The sequence below is a fragment of the Vibrio sp. B1FIG11 genome (genome assembly GCF_905175335.1).
In the GTDB taxonomy this organism is placed as follows: domain Bacteria; phylum Pseudomonadota; class Gammaproteobacteria; order Enterobacterales; family Vibrionaceae; genus Vibrio; species Vibrio campbellii.
The window spans coordinates 2,589,555-2,610,641 of sequence record NZ_HG992751.1 but is presented as its reverse complement, the minus strand read 5'-3'; the positions used below and the strand labels follow the sequence as shown (position 1 = coordinate 2,610,641).

Sequence of the window (21,087 nt, the reverse complement as noted above, 5' to 3'; positions counted from 1 at the left end):
AGCCAGAGTTTTCACTCTGGCTTTTCATATCGTGCGTTACGACAAAGGTAATTGACGTATCATTCTTTGTACGTCATTCCCGTATTTGACGCGTTGGCGAGTCTCCTCTAGAGAATACAACTGGGTCTTTCTTGCTTCAGGGTTTGCACTTCTTCCTTCCGTCACCATACTCTCTGCTGATGACTTCCCGCTATCTAATCTTCCCGGGATGGTTTTAACCACTGACCAACCAAGACTGCCGATAGAACGTGCGGTCATGATTCCTTGGTAGATGGTGTAGCCACGAGCGCCTACTTTTACTTGGCCAAGCAGAATCTTAGTAAAACCACCGTGAATCGGAGGAGGCGTATAAGTCATGGTTTTGCCACCTTGTACCATCTTGGTTGCAATAACCTGACCTTCCGAGCTGCCGATCCTCATCGCTGGGTTTGTTTTGCGTGCCCATTCAAGGTTGTACTCGCCGGATGGGCGAATTTTGTTCCACAGTCGAGAACCAAGCCCTGGTTGAGTGACATCTTCTAAAGCCCCGCCTGCTCGTACCCAACGTAAGTTTTGTACCGATTTGAAAGCCGAATAGCCGCCACTGACCACGCCAATAATGTCAAATGGAATGGTGGCGATATCCAGTTTACGTGAGATGTCGCCGTCATCAATGATGCCCGACGCAAGCTGGAGCGCACCACTGGTCATGCCCGCGATGCCGCCGATGATACCAGCAGCAAGAACCAAGCTTGAGCCTCCGGTTGGGGCCGCAAGCACAATCCCGACAATCCCCGCAATGATACCGAACGCACCAAACAAGATTTTACTGATGTTCAAGTGGCCACTTGGGTCAGTAAAGTTAATTGGGTCGTTGTGACAGTATACGTAAGCGTTGTGCACGCCCTCGCTAAATGGCGCCAGACTGTCTGGAGCGTTAAAGCGCATCAACTTCGGCTGATAGACACGATAACCTTGACCTAGGTGATAACCCTCAAGTACCGGATCCAACCATTCGCCGTTAAAGCCTAAGTGTGAAGGGGAGACCGTCATCGATTGTGCCATTGCAAGACGCACAGACGTTGGCAGTAATGAAATGCCACCAGCCACTGCACTGGTTTGGCCGATTTTAATCAGAAACTCACGTCGATTAAGCGGAGTAATGAATACAGAATCTTTATTGCTCATTGGTATTTCCCACCTGTTCGCGTTGTCCATATGGAGAGTAGCGGTACATCGAGCCAGTTTGACCAGCTGTGTTGGAAGCGATAACAGAGCCGTTTTGATCGGTTGCTAGCATAGAGACCACAGAACCTTGCTCTGACCATTTCGGCACGCCATCATCGTAGATGTAGTGAGTGACGCTGCCATTTTCTTCGATAGACGCGAGATCACTCCATAAATACTCAAATTGACGACTTTCGGAGCCAGAATGTTGTCGGATTAGGCGATCATTACTGTCGTATGAGTATTGCCATTCTGTATTGCCGGACAACACGCTAGTGAGTTTGTCGAAGTGATCGTAACGAAGCTCTCGACCTTCGGCATCCTGAATCATGTTTCCGTTCTGGTCATATTTCAGTACGGTTTGACTAGGAAGTTGAGGGTGCGTGTGAGTAATGCGTGTTAACTGTGTTGGATCACCCGCTTCGTAGTAGTAATTCGCGAAGTCTTGGGACTCGTTGGTTACGCAGCGTTGAGTCAACATATTGCCTAGGTCATCGTGGCTCCATTCAAGGAATACGATAGGCTGCCCCCAATCACTGAGCGGACCACTACCTAAGAAATCGACACGTTTTAGCTGCGAGAGTGAATCATAGGTGTACGTCTCCGTTACCTTGCCCTGCGTCGCGCATTCTTTTTCGCGAGAGCAAAGCAAACCAAGTTCGTTGTAGTCTTGAGACTGCTCAAAGATATAAACGTCGTTGAGTGCCACCGCGCGGTTGATTTCGCGGCTGTATTCATCCCATTCAATCTCGGTGATTTGTGTTTGATTGCCGGACGTCAAACGCTCTTCAATAACGCGATCAAACTGATCGTATTCGTATTCGACAGTAGCGTTATCCGTACTGAGTTTGACCAATCGGCCAAGCTCATCGTAACCAAACTGACGGCTATCACGCGCACCTTGAATGGAGGAAATCACGCCGCCTTTTGAGTAAGCATATTGGCGGATACTTCCGTCATGCTGTTCAAACTCAGGTAGCCCTGTTGAGGAATACGTGATCGTGCTGCGACTGCCGTTGTTATCTTGGCTGCCAGTTGGTAGGCCAGAAACGGGATCGTATTGGTATGTCGTTAACTGATCGCCGGATTCTTTCTCGTTGAGAACGCCTAATTGATCATCACGAGTAAAGCGTCTTGTTGGCGCAGACAAGCTGGTTTCCGTTTCTGGAATATTACTGCTGTCTGCGTACGTCCACGCTAAAGAAGCTTGATTGCTCGCTCCTCGACGAAGCTCAAGAGGTCGTCCCAACCCGTCTACGTCACGCTGACCAACGATCTGCGAACCGATCTCTAGTTTGGTGACTTGCGTTTGATCAGTATGCGCTGCGTAGGTGATCTGCTGAGCTACATTGTTAGCTTGAGTAATATGAATCGCACGATCAAACTTATCGTACTGATAGCTTTTCGATTGACTCGCAGGATCGGTTTCTTTTTTCAGTCGACCCCAAGCGTCGTATTCATAATGCCAAACACGATCACCCTGTTGCTTCCTGTCTTCCAATCCCCAACTGTTTAAATTGCTAACTGTTAACGCTAAGCCCTCAATGCCTTGTGTTTTTTGACGGCTTGCAAGGTTGTTAAACGCAATGTAACGATTGCCATTCGGCAGCGTAGTGGCTTTAACCTGACCCCAATCGTCGTATTCATACCTTTCGGTTTGGATGACAGAAATCGAGCGTGCATTTTTATCGGGAAGATCATCAAATGAGCTCTTGCTTTCTAGGCGGCCGAGCGCGTCGTACTCTTTCTTCCAAGTGGTTGTGTTGCCTAGTTTCGCTTCTAACTCTCTGCCTTGGCCATCCCAACTTTGTTCGCATAAGTTGCCTTTACAGTCCGTCAGTACCAAAGTTTGTCTAGCTTGGGTTGTGTCGACAAGATATTGGTATGAGCGTGCTGCACTGCCATCAATACGCTCGGTTTTAGTACGACGTAGCGAGTCATATTCAAAGCTACAGCGAACACCATCCGCGTCCACGTGATGAGAAATTTCGCCGATATCAAAATAATGGCCGACAACGACGTTAGTTTTGGTGTTGTCGTGGCATACCAGCTCTTCATGTTCCTCGACCGTCTCATTGCCCAAGGTGTACTGATAGCTTGAGGTTTTTGAGAAGGTTCCATCTGCATGCATGATATCGTTCTTGATTGATGCTAAACGACCTACAGAAAACGCCTCGTTTTTATCCTCATGGTAGCTGTAATGGCTTTGGTAGCGGTCATGAGCAGTTTCTAAGCGCAGTACGACATCCTTTTGGTTGTTGAAACCAGTCGTTTCACCGTACTCATAGGAGATCTTACGTTCTTCAGAGCCATTACTTAGGGTACGAGACTTCACAAAGTTAACCATACCAGAAGGCGAAGCAGGGCAGCCAGACTCACCTTTTGACGAGTAATATTCATAAAACTCAGTGATGTTGTTTTCATCTTTGAAAGACAACATATTGCCGTATTGATCGTAATCCCAATGACGAGTTTGTAGGTGGCTATCTTCACCCGATGACCATTTCTGCTCTTCTTTGTTGATTAAGGCATACTGAGCTGGCTGGTTGGCAAAATTCTCATTGTTACGCGCTGGATAGCCAAGCGTCTTGAGGTGAACAACTTCATTGTTTACCAGACGTTCTTCTTTAACCAGCAAGTGGAATTGGTTGTAGGTTTGAATGGTCTTAATCGTCCCACCTTCCACTTTTTGTACTTGGTATGTGTATTCGAACCCACGTTCAAGAAGGTTATCGATACCTTCACCTAAACTGCCGCCCTGAACGCCGTAGCCCATAAAGTTGCGGCTATCGGAATTTACGCGGTCATACTCGGTCGTAATAATGGGCGAGTTTCGAGTCAGCACACGATGAGAAGTCACCGCTGGGAGGTAAGTGTTGGTGTTGACTCTGATCCCATTTGCTTCATAGGCAAGTTGCTCAAGCATCCCACAAGGGTGGGTGACACTCTGAATTAGGTTATAAGCCCCAATCGTTTTGTAGCCAAAGTCATAGCTACCTGCATCTTCAGATAGGTTACATTGAACAAGGTTATTATTGTTCAAAATAAGGCTGAAATACGCTTCGTGTGCACTGCCAATGTTGGTGAAAATATTCACTCTGCCCGGATTCACGTGGACGATAAGCAAAAGTGGCTGGCTCTCAGATGTGCGGTCATCCCAGACTTTGTTTAGGCGTTTTTCTGAGCCGATGTTTAACCAAGAAAAATGCAAAGCATGGCCATCACTTTGAATGATTTTAATTAGGTTACCGTGGTCATCTAAGATGTCTTTACGACCATTTCGATAAGTAATTTCATAACCGCTGGCATCGCCTTTTACTGAGAAATCGAGCAGCTTCTTGTAGCGGAGATCAAGTTTGTAGTTTGAACCTAATTCAGCTCGGTAAGACTGTCCATTCGCAAGATGCAGTTGCTTATTTTTTAGATCGTATCTTGGAATGTTGAGCTTCCAACCTTTGCCGAAGCCTAGGTTATCTGTCGAGTAGGGAGAAAATTGCAGAGCGATATCAAGGTTAGGGCCTTTTAGCCAGTTACCGACTAAGGAACCGAGAAGAATTTGATAGGAGTAGCTTCTTGTTCTTTGGTCTACGCCCCCTGAACAAAAACTATCAAAGTTAAACGCATTTGAAGTCCAATTAGACATAGTGCCTCCTTTAAGGCGAAAGTTAGCCCAGCGAGTGTGGGCTAACGTTTTTCTAAGGCCGAGAAATTATTGGTTAACTAGGTTCCATTTGGTGTAGTCCCACTTCTGACCACCGCCGCTAAACTGGCTTTGAGGGTAAGTCAGTTTAAGACGCGCTTTGTTTCCGTACTGGTCATAAGCGGTGAAGCGGTACTCATTTTGAGAGTCATTAATTGAAGTGTTGCCAGAGAAAAGCAGCTGACTTAGCGTCACAGAACGCAGCTTTTGGTTAACGCGCCACGTTGCTGTGCGACCTTGGCCAGCGGCGCTGTTCCATACGTATTCGTCTGAAACCGTGCGCTCTCGCCCTGGTTCAAAGATGTAGCCTTTGACTGAGCGGAATCCGTTTGGACAATCACCGTAACAGCCAAGCCATTCGTCTCGTAAAAAGACCTTGTCGTTATTCGACTCTTCCCAGTTATCCATGGCAACTTTGGTCATGGTGATGGAAGTGTCTGTTGGTGTGATGTAGAAGTTACGAATTTCTGCCTTTTCAAAGTAGAAGCCGTCACCGTCGTCTTTCCAAACTCTTTCACCTGTACCAATGTCGGCAAACTCAGAAGCGCTGTACTCTTTAGGTTGCACACCTTGGTAGAGCGCACTTTCATCGTATGGGTAGGCACAGCTGTCGTAGACGTTGCCACCCTCGAACTGGATTTGTGCACAAACTTGGCGATATTGAGCGGTTTCGTTGCCATATACCCAAGCTGTCAGCTTGTTGGATGCCGTTGAAAGAACGCGTGAGTTAGGAAGGCTTTCAGCACTGCGATACGCGCCGCTGATTTGGTGTGCGTAGTCATTCTCGTTGTATGTGTAGCCCCAACAGTCGCGGCCATAGCTACAGTCTTTGTCTCTGCCTAGTTGGACATCATTGCTCTTTAGGTAAAACGAAATCGAATTCTTTACTTCGTCGTTGCTTACCGTCACTGGTTGACCGTATCGGTCAGCGAAGGCAACCGTAACATTCAGCTTTGATTGCATTTTCCCATTCGCATAAAAAGGCATCGGGGCCCCAAGGCTTTCATTGTGGTCAGCGCTGAGTGTGATCGACGAAACCTCATAGCTGCTATTAATTGCCGCGAACGTTGATGCGGAAAGTAGAGTTAATGGCAGTGTGATGAATAAATTCTGCTTTAAATTGCCCATTATTATTCCCTCATGGTTTGGAAGCGTACTCGATACGATTCCTTTTTTGGTTGTTATTAACTTCTTTCTTATTTAGTTGTTTTAGACTTTGTTTCTAACTTAATTAGAGATTCTTGAGCCTCTTGTTAGTACATCGTCGAGGTCAGATTAAGGGGGAAGTTATGGGGTTTGCAAAAAGGGCAGCTCGGTTTTTTTTTGAAATGGTATTGAAAAGTTATTACATTAAAAATCAATAACTTGACAATTTATTCTTGAGTTGTATTCAGAGTGATTCAAGACTCAATAGCCGTTTTTTTAAATTCTTGATGGCAACTTCAATTCTTTTTATAAAAAGAGGTTTTGATATTTGTTGTCAGCCGAAATTTAATGATTTTTTCCTGATTTAATTATCAATTATCTTGTTTAATATGCGAGCGTAATAGCTTCACTTTTATGAATGTTTTTATTTTTTGGCCAACGGATTGTTGAACTGAGAAATAGTATTTTGACGAAAGTTACGAGAGAAAATAATCTTGCTAGTCTGCTTTGGTTAAAAAAACAGCAAATACTTACAGCGGAAGAGAAAGGTGTGTGCTCAGTTATTGGAAGAGATAACCATTCTAGTACGGGGATATCGAGAATAAGCTGGGCTAGCGTTTTTTGACAAATCTACTCGATAAGGTGAGCAATACCCTTTACCATAACGGCAAATTCATTAGCTCGTAATTACTTATGTCTCTACCTCCTTGCCCAAACTGTAACTCAGAATACGTTTACCCAGACCAAGACCATCTTGTTTGCCCGGAATGTGCTTACGAGTGGAACCCGACTCAGGCGGCAGACGAAGATGCCGTAAACGTGAAGGATGCCAACGGCACGTTGCTGCAAGAAGGTGATAAGGTCACGTTAGCGAAAGACTTAAAAGTAAAAGGCAGCTCGCTGGTACTTAAGATCGGCACCAAAGCGGTGATTCGTCGCATCAAGGATGGCAAAGATCATCAGCTCGACTGCAAAGTTGATGGCGCTGGCGAGATGATGGTGACAGCGCAGTTTGTAAAGAAAGCGTAATTTAAAGTCACTCGGAACCCAACTTTCCCACAGCCTCAATAGCGATATTGAGGCTGTTTTCTTTCTGTTTCATCATTCCTCAGTACGTGTCTCAAAAGCCAGCAACACATTTGCCCTTTGGCGTGCCATTCTTAATCTTGTCTGATTCGTTTTTTATCTTTGTAGGGAAGGGCATGAAGGAATACGCACCGGAGTATACGAAAAAAGAAAAGCTGATACGGCTCATCGCGATAGGCATCATTGGTGTGGCTTTTGGTGCATGGTTCAAGTTAAAGGGGTTGCCCTATTTGGTGTCTATTACTGTGGAACCTCAGTGTTTTGAGTTTTTGGGTATGCAAGGCGCGGAGTTTTTGGCGCACTTACTGTTTTTCTGGATGCCACTTTCCACGTTTTTGCTCGCCTCTTTATTTATGTTACCTCCAGGTGTGCGCGGCTTAATCGATGGCCAGTTTCCACCCAAAGTTATGAAGGTATTCAGGCCCACTGTGATTCGAAGGGGCAAGCTTGGTACGTTCAAATCGTTGGGCCATTTCCTGTTACCGCTGTTGTGTTTGGGCTTCTCCGTGTGGGGCTACTCGAAAGTTGAACCCATGATGGCGATATTTCAATCTAATCAAAATGTCCAGTTGTGCTCTAACTGATTTTCGAAATTAGTTATTTGTGATCTTGCTTCCTAGGGAAATAGTCTAATAAATCAGTTGGTTGTTCGATTTGAAGTCTTGGTCGTAAAGATAGAAATAATTATAATACGTTGCACTGTATGTGGAATTACTTGTCCTATCTCTTTGTTATAATTGGGCGCGATATTGAACAATATAACAAAAGGTATCTATTCATGTTCAGCAACCTGTCTATCAAGCAAAAGATAGTGCTCCCCCTATCTTTGATGATTGCATTACTGACCATTAGCTCGGTATTAAATGTTCTTACCATGTGGAAACAAACGGAGCTAAGCGACACACTTAATGAGCAAATCATTCCAAACCTATTCACGATAGAAGATGCCTACCGCGATCTTTATCAAGCGACTTCTGCTATCCAAGCCTTAGCGTTGGCAGAAACACAGCAAGAGATCGACCATCACCTTTTTGAATATAAAGACAATGCTTACAAAGCCTTACCACGAATGCAGAAAGCGCTCGAACTGACTCAAGCTGGTCTTCTGCCTGCCCATCAAACAATGGAAATTAATAAGCTTGTGTCATTAGGTCAGAAATGGCTCGATAGCTATGAAGAGATGATTCACAGCCCGCAAGCACAATGGCCAAGTTACTACAGCGAGCGCAAAGGACTATTTGATACCCAGTTTGTTGCCGTTCGCAAGCAGTTAAACGTGGTTAAAGATGCGATTGAAGTTAAGCAAAAGGCGTTGAAGTCGGAGATCAATGCAGCAGGTCTGCGTGCAGAGTTCATTCTAGAGGCGGGCATTGCTATCGTGATTATTGCGGCACTGGGTATGATGGTATTGCTGCTTAAAACCGTGGTTAAGCCAATCAACAATATCAAAGAGGCGATGGTGCAAATTGCCTCTGGTGAAGGCGATCTAAGTCAGCGTATTAACATCCATTCTCAGGATGAAATCGGTCAATTGGCTGGTGGTTTTAACCAGTTCGTTACTAAGATCCAAGCGACGGTGTCACAAGTAGTAGAAAGCTCGAAGACGCTTCGTCATGAAATGAGTAACTTGAACTCTCTTACGTCGACGATTGCTAGCTCAACCGTTGATCAGCAACGTGACAGTGAAGCCGTGGCAGCGGCAGTGCATGAAATGCAGGTGACCAGCCGTAACGTAAGTGATAGCGCGACAGAAGCAGCATTGGCAAGCCAAACGGCGAATGAAGAGCTGTCCAATACCAACGTGATTTTGGAACAAACCGTTGCTGCGATTCGTGATCTTGCGGGCGAGATTGAGAGTGCAAGCCAAGTGATCAATACGTTAGACAGCGATGTGAGTAACATTGCGTCGGTATTGGACGTTATCCGTGGTATCGCTGAACAAACCAACTTGTTGGCATTGAACGCAGCGATTGAAGCGGCACGTGCGGGTGAGCAAGGTCGTGGTTTTGCTGTGGTGGCGGATGAAGTGCGTTCCCTAGCAAGCCGCACGCAAAAGAGCACTGGCGAGATCCAAGCCATGATTGAGAAGCTGCAAGCGGGTGCTGCTCAGGCGGTGGAAGTGATGCTGGGCAGTAAAACCAGCAGCGAAGACACCATTCAATCGGCAGGTTTGGCGACAGAATCCTTGGCTGAAATCCTCAACGCGATTGCACGCATGAACGAGATGAACACGCACATTGCGACAGCAGCGGGCCAACAAAGCTCAGCGAGTGATGAAGTGAACAGCAACGTTCAAGGTATCGCAGACAGCAGCACGTCGATAGTGGATGTGGTGAATCAAGCACAACAGTCACTTTCTATGCTATCAGAGCAAACTCAGCAGCTAGACAAACAAGTTAGTCAGTTCCGCGTTTAATATTTTTACCTGATCGTCGTTAAATATTAATAAACCCACAAAAGGTGGGTTTTATTAATTCTAGCTCTTATCTCTATACAGACGCTCTTTGTCACGAATTCTTTCGTTTTGTCTACTCTTTTTTCTTGTTTTTATTGAGAAAAATGTGATTTCGATTGCTCACAGAAAATTTATTTTCCAATAAAAAAGAGGCTGAATTGAGATATCAATAACAGCTTTAGAACAAACATTTTTGTCTATCGTAAAGAGCGGTAAATTTTGTTGTATGTACAACATTGAGTAATTATCATCCCGACTAATATTTGCTGACTTTTTATTGAGTCACGTTTTTTAGTTAGGAAGAGAGAATTTGCATGACACGTAGAACCACGCTATCGCTCTTGATTGCGTCGAGCCTATTATTGGTCGGGTGTGAACAGAGCCAAGAAGGACAAGCGCAAGGTGGTCCAGTGCCGACACCAGAAGTGACGGTAATGACGGTTGAACCTGTTCGCCAAGCGCTAACAGTAGAACTGCCGGGCCGTAGCCGAGCGTTTAAAGAGGCAGAAGTTCGCCCTCAAGTAACGGGTATTATTTCTGAGCGTAATTTTGAAGAGGGTGGTGTGGTTGAGCAAGGTCAATCCCTTTACCAGATCGACGATTCTACGTTCCAAGCAGACCTACTAAGCGCAGAAGCTGAACTGATCCGTGCTCAAGCATCGGAAGAATCGACGTACTCAACAGTTCGTCGTTACCGCGCGTTGATCACCAAGAAATCGATCAGCCAACAAGATCTAGATGAAGCAGAAGCAGCTTACAAAGAAGCGAAAGCGCAAGTGTTGGTAGCGAAAGCGAGAATCAACACGGCGAAGATCAATCTGTCTTACGCACAAGTGAAAGCGCCAATCAGCGGTGTGATCAGCAAGTCTAACGTAACGGCGGGTGCGCTGGTAACGGCAAACCAAGCGGCGACGTTAACAACTATCCAACAGCTAGACCCAATCAATGTTGATATCGTGCAATCTTCTGCTCAGTTACTCCGTTTGAAAGCAGCGATGTCACAAGGTCATCTGCAAAAAGACGAGTCCGCTCAAGTGACACTAACGCTTGAAGATGGTTCGACTTACGCACACAAAGGCACCATGAAGTTTACTGAAGTGAACGTAGACGAAAGTACGGGCAGCGTAACGCTACGTGCAGAATTCGCGAACCCAGATGGTTTATTGCTACCAGGCATGTTCGTGCGCGCAACGGTAACAGTAGGTGTGGACCCTGTGGCGATTCTTATCCCACAAAACACAGTAACGCGCGACGCAACGGGTAAAGCCTCCGTCATGACGGTGGGTGCAGACAATAAGGTGTCTATCACTCCAGTGACGACGGCTGAGTCTATTGGTAACCAATGGCGCATCACAGAAGGTCTTAAAGTGGGTGATAAAGTCATCACAACCGGCCTACAGATGATCCAACCGGGTAACCCAGTGACCATTCAATCGGGTGAGCAGGCATAATCATGGCACGATTCTTTATCGATCGTCCGGTATTTGCTTGGGTACTTGCGATTCTGACCATGTTGGCGGGCGTGATGTCTCTGTTCAACTTGCCGGTTTCTCAATACCCGACGATTTCACCGACCACGATCTCTATCAATGCCCGTTACCCTGGTGCTTCTGCGAAAACCGTAGAAGACTCAGTGACTCAGGTTATCGAGCAAAACATGACAGGTCTGGACTACCTACGTTACCTAAACTCAAGCAGTGATGCGTTTGGTAACGCAACCATTACGCTGACGTTTGATAGCGAAGCCGATCCAGATATCGCGCAAGTTCAGGTGCAGAACAAACTGCAATTGGCGATGACGTCGCTTCCGATGGAAGTACAAAGCCAAGGTATCATCGTAAACAAATCTAACACCTCATTTTTGATGGTTGTGGCGGTTTACTCTGAAGACCCTGATTTCACAGAAAACGACATCGGCGACTTTGTTGTTACCAATATTCAAGACCCGATCAGCCGTGTAACGGGCGTAGGTCAAGTGCAAGCGTTTGGTTCTCAATACGCAATGCGCGTTTGGCTAGACCCATTCAAACTGACTCAGTTCAACCTAACGGCAATCGATGTTGCGAACGCGATTCGTGAACAAAACGCACAGGTTTCTTCTGGTCAGTTAGGCGCAGCACCTGCTCAGTCTGGTCAGTTGCTTAACGCGACGATTTCTTCAGCAAGTCGTTTAACCAGCGTAGCTGAATTCAGAAACATCATTCTGAAATCAGAAGCGAACGGTTCGAACGTTTACCTGAAAGACGTGGCGCGTGTTGAGCGCGGCGCAGAAAGCTACGGCATCAAAGGTCAGTACAACGGCTTCCCAGCGGCAGGTCTTGGTATCTCCCTCGGTACTGGTGCGAATGCGCTAGAAACGGCAGAAGCTGTAAAAGAACGTCTTGGTCAGTTGAGCGCGACTTTCCCAGACGGCTTGAAGATCGCTTACCCGTTTGAGACAACGCCATTCGTTGATGCGTCGATCAAAGAAGTAATCAAGACACTGCTCGAAGCGATCGTGTTGGTATTTTTGATCATGTACCTGTTCTTGCAGAACTTCCGTGCAACGATCATCCCGACGATTGCGGTTCCGGTGGTATTGTTGGGTACGTTCGCAATCCTTTACGCGACCGGCTTTAGTGTTAACACCTTAACCATGTTTGCGATGGTTCTGGCCATCGGTTTGCTGGTGGACGATGCGATCGTAGTAGTAGAGAACGTGGAACGTGTAATGCACGAAGACGGTCTTGATCCAAAAGAAGCAACCAAGAAGTCAATGGGGCAGATAACTGGCGCGCTAGTGGGTGTTGGTCTGACGCTGTCTGCGGTATTCGTACCGATGGCGTTCATGTCTGGCTCAACTGGTGTTATCTACCGTCAGTTCTCTATCACCATCGTAGCGGCGATGACGCTGTCGGTATTGGTGGCGATCATTCTTACTCCGGCACTTTGTGCGAGCTTGCTGAAAAAAGGTGACGCAGAATTTTCGGATAAGAAAGGCTTCTTCGGCTGGTTCAACCGTAAGTTTGATGCGGCAACGGCGGGTTACGAAGCGGGCGTAGCGAAAATGCTAAAACGCACCGGTCGCATGCTGTTAGTATTCGCGGCAATGAGCGCGGGCGCAGGTTGGTTGTTCATGAACCTACCAACGTCGTTCCTACCGGACGAAGACCAAGGTACCGTGTTCTCAATGGCAATTTTGCCACCGAACTCGACTCAAGAGCAGACTGAAAAGACATTAGAAAAAGTCCGTAACTACTTCCTTGAAGAAGAGAAAGACAATGTTAAATCTGTCTTCTCGGTTGCGGGCTTCAGCTTCGCGGGTCAAGGTCAGAACATGGGTATGGCGTTTATCGGTCTGAAAGATTGGTCAGAACGTGAAGCTCCGGGTTCGGATGCGGCTTCGCTGACAGGTCGTGCGATGGGTTACTTCTCAACGATAAAAGAAGCAATGGTGTTTGCGTTTGCACCACCGGCGATTCAAGAGTTGGGTAACGCGACTGGTTTCGACTTCTATCTACAAGACTCAACCGGTAACGGTCATGAAGCGCTTGTGGCGGCTCAATACCAAATCCTAGGTATGGCAGCACAAAACCCGAAACTGGTGGGTGTGCGTCCAAACGGTCAAGCAGACGCGCCGATGTACCAAGTGCATATCGACCATGTGAAATTGCGTGCGCTTGATGTGAGCATTAACGATGTAAACCAAATCCTAGCTTCGGCATGGGGTGGTGCGTACATCAACGATTACATCGACCGCGGACGTGTGAAGAAGGTAATGGTACAGAGTGACGCAGAACACCGCATGCAGCCGAAAGACTTCGACTCTTGGTATGTGCGTAACTCACAGGGCGAAATGGTGCCATTCTCGGCATTCGCAACGGGTGAGTGGACTTACGGTTCTCCACTATTGCAACGCTTTAACGGTCTACCTGCGATGAACATCCAAGGTGGGGCGGCTCCGGGCGTAAGTACTGGTGAAGCGATGGCAGAAATCGAAGCCATGGTAGAGAAACTGCCTCCTGGCTTTACGGTGAACTGGAACGGTATCTCTTACGAGGAACGTCTATCAGGTAACCAAGCGCCAATGCTTTATGCGCTGTCGATTCTGGTTGTCTTCCTTGTACTAGCTGCACTTTATGAGAGCTGGTCAGTACCATTCGCGGTTGTGCTTGTAGTGCCTCTAGGTGTGTTAGGCGCGGTACTTGCGGTCATGACTCGTGGAATGGATAACGACGTATTCTTCCAAGTAAGCTTGTTGACCACTGTTGGTCTGGCAACGAAGAACGCGATCCTTATCGTGGAGTTTGCGAAGGAATACTACGAGAAAGGTGCGGGCTTGATTGAAGCAACGCTGCACGCAGTACGTGTTCGTCTTCGTCCTATCATCATGACCTCGCTTGCGTTTGGTCTGGGTGTAGTGCCACTGGCAATCAGTGCGGGTGTAGGCTCTGCGGGTCAAAACGCGGTAGGTACAGGTGTACTTGGCGGTATGGTAAGTGCGACCTTGCTTGGTATCTTCTTCGTGCCGGTGTTCTTCGTCGTGGTTGAGCGTTTGTTTGACCGCCGCGCGAGAAAAGAAGCACAAAAAGAGCAAGTGGAATCTACTTCACAACCAACGGCAAGCCAAGAGTAAGACTTAGCGCTAAAGACTAAGTTATACTATTGCTAATAAGTACAAGAAAAGGGCGCTTCGGCGTCCTTTATTTTTGGATTCAATTGGATAGTTTGGGTTTGAGGTGAAATATTGAGCCAAGAGCGTGTGGCAATTAGATTCCTGATCTCGCCTAGGCTCGTCGGAATGACGGGGTGTCGCTCTCTCGGTTGTGTTCCTCGTCATTCTGAATAGCGAGGGACGAGTGTGATTCAGAATCTGCTTACCGAGTATTGTGGCTTGATGAGAAATATTGAGCCAAGAGCGTGCGGCAATTAGATTCCTGATCTCGCTTAGGCTCGTCGGAATGACGGGGTGTTGCTCTCTCGGTTATGTTTCTCGTCATTCTGAATAGCGAGGGACGAGCGTGATTCAGAATCTGCTCACCGAGTGCTGTGGCTTTACGCGAAATATTGAGTGAGAGCGTGTGGCAGTTAGATTCCTGATCTCGCTTAGGCTCGTCGGAATGACGGGGTGTTGCTCTCTCGGTTATGTTTCTCGTCATTCTGAACAGCGAGGGACGAGCATGATTCAGAATCTGCTCACCGAGTGCTGTGACTTAATGTGAAATATTGAGTGAGAGCGTGTGGCAGTTAGATTCCTGATCTCGCTTAGGCTCGTCGGAATGACGGGGTGTCGCTCTCTCGGTTATGCTTCTCGTCATTCCCGAAAGCGACAAAGGAGCGCAGTCGGGAATCTCTCGTAAACGCAGTACTATCCAAATGAAAACAAAGCCGAAAGTAGAATAGGCAAGTATGAAAGATCAGAAAATTTCTCCGATATCCGTGTTGGATCAAAGCCCGATGTTTGTGTGCAGCGTGATGAACCGAATCTTTCGCAATCGTGCCCAAGCAGAGCTATCGCGTCAGGACTTAATGACGTTAGAAATGGCGAGTGCCTTGGCGGCGTTGGAAGAGTTTCAGCCAATGAGCCAGCAAGAATTGGCGGACGCGGTTCTAACGGAGCGAAGCGTCGCAAAACGCATGGTGGATAACTTAGAGAAGCGCGGCTTTGTTCAAGTATCTAAGTGTGAAACCAATCAGAGATTAAAGATTCTGACGCTCACCAAAGAAGGGGTAGAAGCGGTACGCAAAGTGCATCGCATCATGACTAACCTCAAGCAGGATTTCTTCTCTTGTCTGACGGAGGAGGAATCCGATGAATTCTTCCGTTTGGTCCGTAAAATGACATTAGCCAATCACCCTTAATTCTTTATTTTTAGATGATGGCGAGCCACTTAGCTTTCTGTGAGGAAGCGGTTCGCCACTTCAGCTTCTTGCTTCTTCATTAATTGATGTGCAGTCAGCATGTGCTGTTCCATGATGTGCTTGGCTTTCGACGCGTCACCTTTGCTTAATGCTTCCACCAATGAACGCTGGCTTTGCACGCCCGTGTGCCACAGCTTGTGGTTACCCGGTTCATACAGTTTGCGATAAATCGTAAGCTCGGTAAGCATTTGTGCAGTAAAGCGAACCACAAACTTCAGCAGCTCGTTGCCAGAATAGCTCGCTAAGAGGCTGTGAAACTCAATCGATGCAATGTGGTGTTCGCGTTCTTGATACACATCTTCTGGTGGCGTTTGGTACTTATCGATTTGCTGATCGAGGCTAGCAAGTTGTTCATCGGTCAATGTGCCCGCCAACGATGCCGCGATCTCTGGTTCTAGCGATAAGCGGATTTGGTATAGGTCAGAAATTGAAACGTCTTTAAAGAACAGGTAGTTACTCAGTAGCGCCTGAGCTTTGTTTTCACTCATTTCGCTCACAAACACACCGCCTTTTGGCCCGGTCTTAGTCGAGATAATACCTTGTGCCTCTAAGATGCGCATGCTTTCACGCACCGTGCTTTTTGACGCATCAAAAGTTTCCATCACGTCGGCTTCGCTTGGGAGACGATCGCCAGGTTGCAAAGCTTGATCGACAATCCACGCTTTGATCGATTCGGCCAGTTGTTGAGTTCTACGTCCTTTTGCGCTGCTTGCCACATTATCCTCGCTGGTTTTTCTCGCGGTACCTATTGAATTCTGAAGGAAATTCAAAGGATGTCACCTGTTTTCTACGTTTCTTTTTTTGGAAAAAGTACGGGTTGTTGATTATGAAACCATCCGATTATCGATCGAATCGCTCTCACAAAAAAAGCCTATTTATCATGATAAATATCTTTCATTTGATATTTATATGATAAATTAAAAATAAACATGGTTAGAAAAAGAGCGATTCAAAATGGAAAAATTTGTAGAAACTGCCAGCCTAGCGTGGGAATGGTTGGAAGACATTGCTCAATGCAGCCAAACCCAAGACCCAGATAGCGAAGGTGTTACTCGTTTGTGTGCCAGTGAAGAGCACGCGAAAGCGAATGAAAAACTGCGCGAGTGGATGCTGCTGTCTGGTATGGAAGTGCGCATGGACAATGCTGCAAACCTTATTGGTCGCTACCACAGCCCAAATCCAAATGCCCAGACGCTGATTTTTGGCTCCCACCAAGACACGGTGCCAAATGGCGGTAAATACGATGGCATCTTGGGTGTGATTCTACCGGTTGCGTTGATTCACTATTTTCATCAGCAGAAACTCGAGTTTCCATTCAATATCGATGTGATCGCCTTCAGCGATGAAGAGGGCACTCGATTCCAATCGACATTGCTCGGTTCAAAAGCGATATCTGGCACATTCGATCTAAGTGTATTGGACGCACAAGATGCTAATGGCGTGAGCATGCGTGAAGCATTGACGTCGTTTGGTTGCCATCCAGAGCAAATCGAAAAAGACGCTTACGACAAAGATAAAGTGCTTGGTTTTGTAGAACTGCACATTGAGCAAGGCCCGCAGCTTGAACAAGCGAATCTGCCAGTCGGTGTGGTTACTGCCATCACGGGGATCGAGCGTCATACCTTGTCGATTGTTGGTAAAGCCGGACACGCGGGCACAGTGCCAATGGACATGCGTCAAGATGCGTTAGTCGGGGCAGCTCAGGTCATCCACATGTTTGATCAACTGTGCAAACGTGAAGACGACCTAGTGGGTGTCGTGGGCAAAATTGCCAACTTCCCGAACGGTGTGAATGTGATTCCTCAGCAAACGGACATCACCATTGAGCTTCGCTCACCAAACGATGCTTCTCGTATTGCTGCGCGAGAAGAAATGCTGACGAACATCGAAACCTTGATGGCGCAGTACAACCTCGCGTATCGCCACGAGCAAACTTACGAGCAATCGGCCGTAACCTGTTCGGATTCACTTTCTGCGGCGCTGACTCAAGCGATCGAGCTATCCAACATTGACACCAAACACCTATTCAGTGGCGCAGGCCACGATGGTCTAGCGGTGTGCGAACTGACGGATATTGCAATGCTGTTTATGCGTTGTACTGGCGGCGTTAGTCACCACCCTGATGAGGCGATTTTGCAACAAGATCTTGTTGCCGCAGTAGAGGTGCTGAACCACTTCTGCATGCTGATGAAACACCAATAAAAGCGAAATAACACAAAAGAGGGTGGGGATTCATCCTCTTTTTTACTTTCAAAACCAAGACTTGGTTTTAGCTTGTGAATGTGAAGGCTCATACCAATGGGTTTTCATTCCTATACTAAGGAGAGATTTTGTTATGGATATGACAAAGAAGATGGAGACAACACAGAAGAAGGCTTGGTACAAAAGTATGCCGGACCCAATGGTCCTGATCTTTATGATCTTGGTGGCAACGTATCTACTGACCTTTGTTGTTCCTGCCGGGGAATTCTCACGTGTTGTGGTGGACGGTCGTACTACCGTTGTACCTAACTCATTTGCCTATCTAAGTGATGTGCCTGCGGTGCATTTCTTTGATATTTTTGTCGCGATTCCGAAAGGTTTGATCAGCGCGGCACCTTACCTGTTCATCGTATTTATCGCTGGTGGCTTGTTCCACATCTTGCAACGTACTGGTGCGCTAGAAAACGCAATCGGTGTTGCGGTAAACAAAGCGGGTGTGAAGAACCGTAATCTGATCATCACCATCGGCACCTTTATTTACGGTTTCTTTGGCGTGGCGGTAGGCTTTGAGAACAACATCGCGCTTGTTCCGGTTGCGGTTCTGATTTCTGCTGCGGTTGGTTACTCCAGCCTTGTAGGCACGGTAATGGCAGTGGGCGGTATCGGTGTAGGCTTTGCACTGTCACCAATCAACCCTTATACCGTAGGTGTGGCTCAAGGTATTGCAGAGCTGCCAACTTTCTCTGGCGCTTGGCTGCGTGCAGCGATGGTAATTGCTTCTCTTGCATTGTTGTCTTACTACATCTGTACCCGCGTGGCGAAGATGGAGTTTAAAGAGCCAGATTCAGCTGAAGGCTTAAGCAAAGATTTATCGGAATACCACCTAGAGAAGAAAGACAAACTGACGCTGGGCGTATTCTTAGCTGGTCTTGGTATCATGCTTTACGGTGTATTTGCCAACGGTTGGTACATCAACGAGATCGCAGGCTTGTTCCTATTGATGGCAATTGTGATCGGCGCGGTGAACGGTTTAAGTGCGAATGGCATCGTCAAGCAAATGATGGAAGGTGCATCGGGCGTAACCGCAGGTGCGTTGGTGATTGGTGTCGCGGCTTCGATTCAAATCATCCTCGACCAAGCACAAATCATCGACACAATCGTTAACGCGTTAAGCTCACTGATCCAAGATATGCCGATTGCCATCTCTGCGATTGTCGCGAGTGTGGTGCAAGGTGTGATCAACCTATTCGTGCCATCGGGTTCTGGTCAGGCAATGGTGACCATGCCAATCCTAATTCCTGTGGCAGACCTTACTGGTATGAGCCGTCAGCTAATGATCACAGCATTCCAAGTGGGTGACGGTCTTACAAACCTTATTGTACCGACTTCTGGTGGTACGTTAGCGATGTTGGCGCTGGGGCGTGTTTCTTACGAGCAGTGGTTAAAGGCAATTATGCCATTCATGGTATTTGTTTACGCCTTGTGTTGGTTGGCGCTGTTTATTGGACAAATGGTTGGCTACTAAGATCTTTTTTTATATCGAGAATCTATGACGATTTCACTTATTCACGTTAATCCTGAAACGGGGTTATCGGCTTCCATTACAGCCACTGGCGGCGTTGCCGTTGGTGGTTACGTGAACCACAGTTGGCGCGGGATTGGCGCCTGTGCAACCCAAGGTTTTTTTACTAACCCTTGGTATGCAGACAATGCCAATCGATGGTTATCTCAAGGGCTTTCTTGCCACGATGTTGTTGAACGTCTGAAAGAGAGTGACGCCGAGTTTGCCAAGCGACAATGCATGGTAATGGATAAGCACGGCCATGCGGCGTTTATCAATGGCGAAGAGAACATCGCGCACGTGGGTTCTCTTGCGTATCAAGACGTAGCGGTTGCGGGCAACATGCTAGAAAATAACGCAGTTATTGAGGCATTTGCTGATTCGTTCATGGCTCAGACGATGCTTAATGCAGAGCAAGTGAAACTGGGGGGCAAACCTCAATATCGTGATGATTACGAGGCAACACTGGCGGAAGTGCTGGTTAACGCATTAGAAGCGGCATTGGCAGCGGGCGGCGATAAGCGCGGTACGTATTCTGCCTCTCTTCGTATCGAGAGCTATACGCAAGCACCGATTGATATTCGTGTTGATTGGTCTGACGATAGCTTGATAGAAGATATGAGGAAGGTACTGAGCCGTGTGCGAGCACCCAGCTTTCAAGAGTTTCTAAGCGGATTGCCGAATCAGTAAGTGACCAAAAGTACAAGCATAAAGCCTCAGTTCGCTGAGGCTTTATTGTCTCTATTGGTATCTTTCTAGTTATTCGTGGTTTTCTAGCTGTTCATGCCTCTCCAGCCACTCGCACCGCTTCTTCCATTCGAGCGTTTAGATTAAGCCATACGCTTTTAGAATCACAATTCCCACGGTACAAGTCACTGTTGAAAGCACGGTTGTCAAAGCAATGATGTTCGCCGCCAAGACAGAATTACCTCCCATTGAGCGTGCCATAACGTAGCTTGCTGCCGCCACAGGAGAGGCGTTCATAAAGAACAGAATGCCCAGCTCAATCCCTCTAAATCCGACTAAATACGCACCTGTGGTAATCACGATAGGAGCAACGATCAGTTTGTAGCTGCTGGCAAACCAAGACGGTCCTTTCTCTTTCTTCATCAAACTTAAATCGAGTGAACCGCCAGTACACAGCAGAGCGAGGGGAAGCGTCATCTTCGACAGATAATTGCCCGCATCAATCGCGACATCAGGGACTGGGATAGACAGAAGATAGAACACCATGCCAGAGACAATCGAGATGATCAGCGGATTGCGGGTTAAGGTTCTCATCATCAGTTTGGCGGCTTGAGAGCCAGACGTAGCTCCTTTGGGAGACAAACAAATCACCGCTTGCACGTTATAGATAAAGGTCGTTACCGCGACATAAAGCGCAGCCAGAGCAACACCTTGTGAACCGTAAGCATTCGCCACATACGCAATACCTATGATACCTGTATTGGCGCGAAAGCCACCTTGAATCAAAACACCTTGGTCTGGTGAAGATTTGAAGAACAGTTTGACGGAAATATAGGTGAAGATGAAAAACGAAATGCTGGCAACAATGCCGTAATTGACAAAGCCACTGGCTGCGGAGAAGTCGTGCTCGGAAACGACGATACTCAAAAATAACATCGCAGGCAGCGTGACCTGAAACACCAGTTTAGAGCCGACTTCGATAAAGTTGTCGTTGATAAGCCCAATGCGTTTGAAGATAACGCCCAACACCAGCATTAAGCAGATGGGGCCAGTGATCGACAACGAGAATTGCAACTGATGTAAAACAGCATCCATGAGTGTATCCGCAGCAAAAAAGTATTCTTTCTAGTTATTTCCCAATGG

The 21,087-nt window shown here is 47.1% G+C and carries 14 protein-coding genes; 9 read left to right on the top strand and 5 right to left on the bottom strand.

What is annotated here, in order from left to right:
- Positions 1 to 36: 36 nt before the first annotated feature.
- The 3 genes from KHO06_RS12010 to KHO06_RS12000 all read right to left on the bottom strand — a co-directional run bounded on the left by KHO06_RS12010 (position 37) and on the right by KHO06_RS12000 (position 6,034).
- Positions 37 to 1,167, bottom strand: coding sequence for an RHS repeat-associated core domain-containing protein (locus KHO06_RS12010; protein WP_212581652.1), 1,131 nt, complete (start codon positions 1,165 to 1,167; stop codon positions 37 to 39).
- Entirely contained in the window at positions 1,157 to 4,849 is a 3,693-nt protein-coding gene (locus tag KHO06_RS12005) for an RHS repeat protein (RefSeq protein ID WP_212581651.1), read from the bottom strand. The genes KHO06_RS12010 and KHO06_RS12005 overlap by 11 nt, the downstream gene beginning before the upstream one ends.
- A 66-nt stretch (positions 4,850 to 4,915) precedes the next feature.
- Complete coding sequence (locus KHO06_RS12000) at positions 4,916 to 6,034, bottom strand: hypothetical protein (RefSeq protein WP_005426312.1); 1,119 nt, start codon at positions 6,032 to 6,034, stop codon at positions 4,916 to 4,918.
- Positions 6,035 to 6,745: 711 nt separating this feature from the next.
- Between KHO06_RS12000 and KHO06_RS11995 the strand changes: the two genes are divergently transcribed.
- From KHO06_RS11995 to KHO06_RS11970, 6 genes are all read left to right on the top strand, one after another.
- Positions 6,746 to 7,081, top strand: coding sequence for a zinc ribbon domain-containing protein YjdM (locus KHO06_RS11995; RefSeq protein WP_005426222.1), 336 nt, complete (start codon positions 6,746 to 6,748; stop codon positions 7,079 to 7,081).
- 173 nt (positions 7,082 to 7,254) lie between these two features.
- The gene (locus tag KHO06_RS11990; protein ID WP_212581650.1) at positions 7,255 to 7,722 is read left to right on the top strand and encodes a hypothetical protein; all 468 of its coding nucleotides are present in this window, start codon (positions 7,255 to 7,257) and stop codon (positions 7,720 to 7,722) included.
- Positions 7,723 to 7,916: 194 nt separating this feature from the next.
- Positions 7,917 to 9,554, top strand: coding sequence for a methyl-accepting chemotaxis protein (locus KHO06_RS11985; protein WP_212581649.1), 1,638 nt, complete (start codon positions 7,917 to 7,919; stop codon positions 9,552 to 9,554).
- A gap of 353 nt (positions 9,555 to 9,907) precedes the next feature.
- A complete protein-coding gene (locus tag KHO06_RS11980; RefSeq protein WP_162092628.1) occupies positions 9,908 to 11,044 on the top strand; it encodes an efflux RND transporter periplasmic adaptor subunit in 1,137 nt (378 codons plus the stop codon).
- Positions 11,045 to 11,046: 2 nt separating this feature from the next.
- Positions 11,047 to 14,208, top strand: a complete 3,162-nt coding sequence (locus KHO06_RS11975) for an efflux RND transporter permease subunit (RefSeq protein WP_212581648.1) — start codon at positions 11,047 to 11,049, stop codon at positions 14,206 to 14,208.
- Positions 14,209 to 14,981: 773 nt separating this feature from the next.
- Complete coding sequence (locus KHO06_RS11970; RefSeq protein ID WP_212581647.1) at positions 14,982 to 15,434, top strand: MarR family transcriptional regulator; 453 nt, start codon at positions 14,982 to 14,984, stop codon at positions 15,432 to 15,434.
- 29 nt (positions 15,435 to 15,463) lie between these two features.
- Here KHO06_RS11970 and KHO06_RS11965 read toward each other — a convergent pair whose 3' ends face one another.
- On the bottom strand, positions 15,464 to 16,210 hold the full coding sequence (locus KHO06_RS11965) for an FCD domain-containing protein (RefSeq protein ID WP_212581646.1): 747 nt from the start codon (positions 16,208 to 16,210) through the stop codon (positions 15,464 to 15,466).
- A gap of 238 nt (positions 16,211 to 16,448) precedes the next feature.
- On the opposite strand from KHO06_RS11965, the gene KHO06_RS11960 reads away from it, so the two are divergent.
- The 3 genes from KHO06_RS11960 (at position 16,449) to KHO06_RS11950 (ending at position 19,947) form a co-directional block, all read left to right on the top strand.
- The gene (locus tag KHO06_RS11960) at positions 16,449 to 17,696 is read left to right on the top strand and encodes an allantoate amidohydrolase (RefSeq protein WP_212581645.1); all 1,248 of its coding nucleotides are present in this window, start codon (positions 16,449 to 16,451) and stop codon (positions 17,694 to 17,696) included.
- A 133-nt stretch (positions 17,697 to 17,829) separates the two neighbouring features.
- Complete coding sequence (locus KHO06_RS11955) at positions 17,830 to 19,221, top strand: TIGR00366 family protein (RefSeq protein ID WP_045378038.1); 1,392 nt, start codon at positions 17,830 to 17,832, stop codon at positions 19,219 to 19,221.
- Between the two features lie 24 nt (positions 19,222 to 19,245).
- Positions 19,246 to 19,947 (top strand): DUF1028 domain-containing protein, encoded by a 702-nt coding sequence (locus tag KHO06_RS11950; protein WP_212581644.1) that lies wholly within the window; start codon positions 19,246 to 19,248, stop codon positions 19,945 to 19,947.
- A 135-nt stretch (positions 19,948 to 20,082) separates the two neighbouring features.
- Here KHO06_RS11950 and KHO06_RS11945 read toward each other — a convergent pair whose 3' ends face one another.
- Positions 20,083 to 21,039 (bottom strand): AEC family transporter, encoded by a 957-nt coding sequence (locus KHO06_RS11945; protein ID WP_045453126.1) that lies wholly within the window; start codon positions 21,037 to 21,039, stop codon positions 20,083 to 20,085.
- Between the last annotated feature and the right edge of the window lie 48 nt (positions 21,040 to 21,087).

What these genes read in the sequence shown, in the direction of transcription:
- KHO06_RS12005 (WP_212581651.1), bottom strand. Translation starts at nt 4,849, where the DNA reads ATGTCTAATTGGACTTCAAATGCGTTTAACTTTGATAGTTTTTGTTCA.
- KHO06_RS11950 (WP_212581644.1), top strand. Translation starts at nt 19,246, where the DNA reads ATGACGATTTCACTTATTCACGTTAATCCTGAAACGGGGTTATCGGCT.
- KHO06_RS11960 (WP_212581645.1), top strand. Translation starts at nt 16,449, where the DNA reads ATGGAAAAATTTGTAGAAACTGCCAGCCTAGCGTGGGAATGGTTGGAA.
- KHO06_RS12000 (WP_005426312.1), bottom strand. Translation starts at nt 6,034, where the DNA reads ATGGGCAATTTAAAGCAGAATTTATTCATCACACTGCCATTAACTCTA.
- KHO06_RS11980 (WP_162092628.1), top strand. Translation starts at nt 9,908, where the DNA reads ATGACACGTAGAACCACGCTATCGCTCTTGATTGCGTCGAGCCTATTA.
- KHO06_RS11945 (WP_045453126.1), bottom strand. Translation starts at nt 21,039, where the DNA reads ATGGATGCTGTTTTACATCAGTTGCAATTCTCGTTGTCGATCACTGGC.
- KHO06_RS11975 (WP_212581648.1), top strand. Translation starts at nt 11,047, where the DNA reads ATGGCACGATTCTTTATCGATCGTCCGGTATTTGCTTGGGTACTTGCG.
- KHO06_RS11990 (WP_212581650.1), top strand. Translation starts at nt 7,255, where the DNA reads ATGAAGGAATACGCACCGGAGTATACGAAAAAAGAAAAGCTGATACGG.
- KHO06_RS11995 (WP_005426222.1), top strand. Translation starts at nt 6,746, where the DNA reads ATGTCTCTACCTCCTTGCCCAAACTGTAACTCAGAATACGTTTACCCA.
- KHO06_RS11985 (WP_212581649.1), top strand. Translation starts at nt 7,917, where the DNA reads ATGTTCAGCAACCTGTCTATCAAGCAAAAGATAGTGCTCCCCCTATCT.
- KHO06_RS11955 (WP_045378038.1), top strand. Translation starts at nt 17,830, where the DNA reads ATGGATATGACAAAGAAGATGGAGACAACACAGAAGAAGGCTTGGTAC.
- KHO06_RS12010 (WP_212581652.1), bottom strand. Translation starts at nt 1,167, where the DNA reads ATGAGCAATAAAGATTCTGTATTCATTACTCCGCTTAATCGACGTGAG.
- KHO06_RS11970 (WP_212581647.1), top strand. Translation starts at nt 14,982, where the DNA reads ATGAAAGATCAGAAAATTTCTCCGATATCCGTGTTGGATCAAAGCCCG.